The sequence below is a fragment of the [Actinomadura] parvosata subsp. kistnae genome, from assembly GCF_900323885.1.
Lineage (GTDB): Bacteria > Actinomycetota > Actinomycetes > Streptosporangiales > Streptosporangiaceae > Nonomuraea > Nonomuraea composti.
In genome coordinates this window covers 1-4,435 of the sequence record NZ_OOHJ01000029.1, presented here as the reverse complement: position 1 = coordinate 4,435, position 4,435 = coordinate 1, and the positions used below count along the sequence as shown (strand labels likewise).

At 71.7% G+C, this 4,435-nt stretch carries 1 protein-coding gene and 7 pseudogenes; 4 read left to right on the top strand and 4 right to left on the bottom strand.

The window, feature by feature from the left end; translation table 11 throughout:
- Positions 1-597 precede the first annotated feature (597 nt).
- The 4 genes and pseudogenes from KIS93_RS55765 to KIS93_RS69390 all read left to right on the top strand — a co-directional run.
- Positions 598-1,023, top strand: a pseudogene (locus KIS93_RS55765) (nuclear transport factor 2 family protein); the annotation flags it as partial.
- 6 nt (positions 1,024-1,029) lie between these two features.
- Positions 1,030-1,391: pseudogene (gene folB, locus KIS93_RS55760) on the top strand (dihydroneopterin aldolase).
- Positions 1,388-1,861: a 2-amino-4-hydroxy-6-hydroxymethyldihydropteridine diphosphokinase gene (locus KIS93_RS55755; RefSeq protein ID WP_246005522.1), complete on the top strand. Its 474-nt coding sequence runs from the start codon at positions 1,388-1,390 to the stop codon at positions 1,859-1,861. The pseudogene folB (KIS93_RS55760) and the gene KIS93_RS55755 overlap by 4 nt, the downstream one beginning before the upstream one ends.
- 38 nt (positions 1,862-1,899) lie before the next feature.
- Positions 1,900-2,106: pseudogene (locus tag KIS93_RS69390) on the top strand (DUF3180 domain-containing protein); the annotation flags it as partial.
- Between the two features lie 418 nt (positions 2,107-2,524).
- Here the strand turns inward: KIS93_RS69390 and folK are convergent.
- The 4 pseudogenes from folK to folP all read right to left on the bottom strand — a co-directional run.
- Positions 2,525-3,025 (bottom strand): annotated as a pseudogene (folK, locus tag KIS93_RS55745) (2-amino-4-hydroxy-6-hydroxymethyldihydropteridine diphosphokinase).
- Positions 3,022-3,382, bottom strand: a pseudogene (gene folB, locus KIS93_RS55740) (dihydroneopterin aldolase). The pseudogenes folK and folB (KIS93_RS55740) overlap by 4 nt, the downstream one beginning before the upstream one ends.
- A pseudogene (locus tag KIS93_RS55735) lies at positions 3,372-3,738 on the bottom strand (nuclear transport factor 2 family protein). The pseudogenes folB (KIS93_RS55740) and KIS93_RS55735 overlap by 11 nt, the downstream one beginning before the upstream one ends.
- Positions 3,739-3,812: 74 nt before the next feature.
- Positions 3,813-4,435: pseudogene (folP, locus tag KIS93_RS55730) on the bottom strand (dihydropteroate synthase); the annotation flags it as partial.

Here is a 4,435-nt window from a genome sequence, read left to right as displayed (position 1 = left end):
ATCAGGCAGCTGTCCGCCGAGGGGGTGGTGGTCAGCGTCGACACGATGCGTGCCGAGGTGCCAGGGCCGCGGTGGAGGCGGCGCCCGCATCGTCACGACGTGAGCGGCGGCCTGGCCGACCCGGAGATGCCGCGGTGGTGGCCGCGACCGGCGTGACTACGTGGTGATGCCTGGCGCGGCACAGCCATGACATGTACTCCGCGCCGTCTACGCCGACGTGGTCACGGAGGTGCGCGAGGAGCTGAGCAAGCGGGTGGACCTGGTGCTGGCCGAGGGGGGTCACGGAGGAGCAGATCGTGCTCGACCCGGGCCTCGCTTCGCCAAGAACGCCGAGCACAACTGGGCGTGCTGGCGGCATCCCGCGCCTGGCCGAGCTGGGCTTCCCGCTGCTCATCGGGCATCACGCAAACGTTTCCTGGGCGGCTGCTGGCCGATCCCGACGGCACGCCACGGCCGTTCAGCCGCAGCGACGACGCACGCTGGCCGTGACGCGCTGGCGGCGCACGCCGGCGCCTGGTGCGTACGCGTGCACGAGGTAGGTCCCAACGCCGATGCCGTGCGCGTGGCCGCCGCATGGAAGAGAGCCGGAGCAGGCACATGAGCGTCGACACCGCGCGATCGAGACGGTCAACCAGGAGTTCTACGCCGCCATTGAGAGCGCGGACCTGGACAAGATGACCGAGATCTGGCCGAGGACACCACCGATGACCAGGTGAGCTGCGTGCACCCTGGCTGGACGTTGCTGACGGCCGCCAGGAGGTGCTGCGGTCCTGGGCGCTGATCATGGCCAACACCACCTACATCCAGTTCGTGCTGACCGACGTCAACACGACGGTGCTGGGCGACGTGGCCGTGCTGACCTGCGTCGAGAACATCCTGACCGCCGGCGAGGAGGGCGAGGCCAGCTTCGCGGCGGGCAAGGTGGTGGCCAGCAACGTCTATCTCCGCACCGCGCAGGGCTGGCGGTTGTGGATGCACCACGGCTCGCCGGTTCTGCAGGGAGACGACGACGAGGAGGAGGAAGGCGAGCTGAGCCTTGATCGCATCGCCCTGAAGGCCTGCGGGCCCGGGGCAGGCACGCGTGCTCGCTGCCGAGCGGGAGCTCGGGCAGGAGTTCGTGGTGGACGCGACGCTGTTCCTCGACACGGCGCCGGCCGCGGCCGGCGACGACCTGACCAAGACCGTCCACTACGGGAGCTGGCCCAGGCCCTGGTCGAGGTGGTGGAGGGCGAGCCGGTCGAGCTGATCGAGACGCTCGCGCAGCGCTGGCCGACGTCTGCCTGGCCGGCGAGCTGGTGCACCGGGTCGAGGTGAGCGTGCACAAGCCGGCGGCGCCGATCCCCCTGCCCTTCGACGACGTGGTCGTCACGATCGAGCGGAGCCGCGCATGAAGTGGTGCTCTCTCTCGGCAGCAACCTCGGGCGTCGCTTCCAGACGTTGCAGGGCGCCGTCGACACGCTGTTCGACGCGCCGGGCTGGAGTTCGTCCGGGCTCCCCGATCTACGAGACCGACCCGGTGGGCGGGCCCGGCGGCAGCGCCCGTACCTCAACGCGTCGTGGTCGCCGAGACCACGCTCGCGCCGCGCACGCTGCTGGAGCGGCGCAGAGCGTCGAGAACGCCTTCGGCCGCGTCCGCGCGGAGCGCTGGGGGCCGCGCACGCTCGACATCGACCTGATCGTGGTGGCGAGACCGTCTGCGACGACCCGACCTCACGCTGCCGCATCCGCGGGCGCACGAGCGCGCGTTCGTGCTGGTGCCGTGGTCGAAGGCCGACCGGAGGGTGCGCTGCCCGGCCACGGCCGGTGGCGCGGCTGCTGGAGGGGCTCGGCGACCAGGGCGTACGCCTGCGCGACGACCTGAAGCTGCAGAGGCCCGATTGAAGCCACCCGCCCCGGCCCCTGGTCGGCATCGTCGTCGTCATCGCCCTGCTGACCTGGGCCGTGGTCAGGCAGATGTACTCCGAGCTGCCGCTCATGCCGTGGACGGCGATCCCACGGTGCTGCTGCTGTCCATCGGCGAGGCGTACAGCGGCTGGGCGACCAAGGCCAGGATCGCGCGGAAGCCGGCACGAGCCGGTGGAGCCGCTGGCGGTGGCGCGGCTGGCGGCGCTGGCAAGGCTCCGGACGCGCGGTGTTCGGCGGGTCTTCGCGCGGTCGCCTGCCAACGGCGCAGACCTCGACCGAAGCGAGCCGTCGCGCGAACTCCCGCGGCGTCGCGGTCGGTCTGCGCCCCTCTCCGGAGCACCTCCGCCCGAAGACCCCGACCCGCCCCGCGTACGTCCGCACCCTCGCCAGCGCCGCCAGCCGCGCCACCGCCAGCGCTCCACCGGCTTCGTGCCCGGCTTCCGCGCGATCCTGGCCTTGTCGCCCAGCCGCTGTACGCCTCGCCGATGGACAGCAGCAGCACCGTGGGATCGCCGTCCACGGCATGAGCGGCAGCTCGGAGTACATCTGCCTGACCACGGCCCAGGTCAGCAGGGCGATGACGACGACGATGCCGACCAGGGGCCGGGGCGGGTGGGCTTCAATCGGGCCTCTGCAGCTTCAGGTCGTCGCGCAGGCGTACGCCCTGGTCGCCGAGCCCCTCCAGCAGCCGCGCCACGGGCCGTGGCCGGGCAGCGCACCCTCCGGGTCGGCTTCGACCACGGCACCAGCACGAACGCGCGCTCGTGCGCCCGCGATGCGGCAGCGTGAGGTCGGGGTCGTCGCAGACGGTCTCGCCCACCACGATCAGGTCGATGTCGAGCGTGCGCGGCCCCCAGCGCTCCGCGCGGACGCGGCCGAAGGCGTTCTCCGACGCTCTGCGCCCGCTCCAGCAGCGTGCGCGGCGCGAGCGTGGTCTCGGCGACCACGACCGCGTTGAGGTACGGGCGCTGCCCGCCGGGCCCGCCCACCGGGTCGGTCTCGTAGATCGGGACGCCCGGACGAACTCCAGCCCCGGCGCGTCGAACAGCGTGTCGACGGCGCCCTGCAACGTCTGGAAGCGACGCCCGAGGTTGCTGCCGAGAGAGAGCACCACCTTCATGCGCGGCTCCGCTCGATCGTGACGACCACGTCGTCGAAGGGCAGGGGGATCGGCGCCGCCGGCTTGTGCACGCTCACCTCGACCCGGTGCACCAGCTCGCCGGCCAGGCAGACGTCGGCCAGCCGCTGCGCGAGCGTCTCGATCAGCTCGACCGGCTCGCCCTCCACCACCTCGACCAGGCCTGGCCAGCTCCCCGTAGTGACGGTCTTGGTCAGGTCGTCGCCGGCCGCGGCCGGCGCCGTGTCGAGGAACAGCGTCGCGTCCACCACGAACTCCTGCCGAGCTCCCGCTCGGCAGCGAGCACGCCGTGCCTGCCCCGGCCCGCAGGCCCTTCAGGGCGATGCGATCAAGGCTCAAGCTCGCCTTCCTCCTCCTCGTCGTCGTCTCCCTGCAGAACCGGCGAGCCGTGGTGCATCCACAACCGCCAGCCCTGCGCGGTGCGGAGATAGACGTTGCTGGCCACCACCTTGCCCGCCGCGAAGCTGGCCTCGCCCTCCTCGCCGGCGGTCAGGATGTTCTCGACGCAGGTCAGCACGGCACGTCGCCCAGCACCGTCGTGTTGACGTCGGTCAGCACGAACTGGATGTAGGTGGTGTTGGCCATGATCAGCGCCCAGGACCGCAGCACCTCCTGGCGGCCGTCAGCAACGTCCAGCCAGGGTGCACGCAGCTCACCTGGTCATCGGTGGTGTCCTCGGCCCAGATCTCGGTCATCTTGTCCAGGTCCGCGCTCTCAATGGCGGCGTAGAACTCCTGGTTGACCGTCTCGATCGCGGCGGTGTCGACGCTCATGTGCCTGCTCCGGCTCTCTTCCATGCGGCGGCCACGCGCACGGCATCGGCGTTGGGACCTACCTCGTGCACGCGTACGCACCAGGCGCCGGCGTGCGCCGCCAGCGCGGTCACGGCCAGCGTGGCGTCGTCGCTGCGGCTGAACGGCCGTGGCGTGCCGTCGGATCGGCCAGCAGCCGCCCCAGGAAACGTTTGCGTGATGCCCCGATGAGCAGCGGGAAGCCCAGCTCGGCCAGGCGCGGATGCCCGCCAGCACGGCCCAGTTGTGCTCGGCGTTCTTGCGAAGCCGAGGCCCGGGTCGAGCACGATCTGCTCCTCCGTGACCCCCTCGGCCAGCACCAGGTCCACCCGCTTGCTCAGCTCCTCGCGCACCTCCGTGACCACGTCGGCGTAGACGGCGCGGGAGTACATGTCATGGCTGTGGCCGCGCCAGTGCATCACCACGTACGTCACGCCGGTCGCGGCCACCACCCGCGGCATCTCCGGGTCGGCCAGGCCGCCGCTCACGTCGTTGACGATGCGGGCGCCCGCCTCCACCGCGGCCCTGGCGACCTCGGCACGCATCGTGTCGACGCTGACCACCACCCCCTCGGCGGACAGCTGCCTGATCACCGGGACGA

Bases quoted from the DNA above. Each gene is read 5' to 3' on its own strand.
- KIS93_RS55755 (WP_246005522.1), top strand. From the start codon at position 1,388: ATGAAGTGGTGCTCTCTCTCGGCAGCAACCTCGGGCGTCGCTTCCAGA.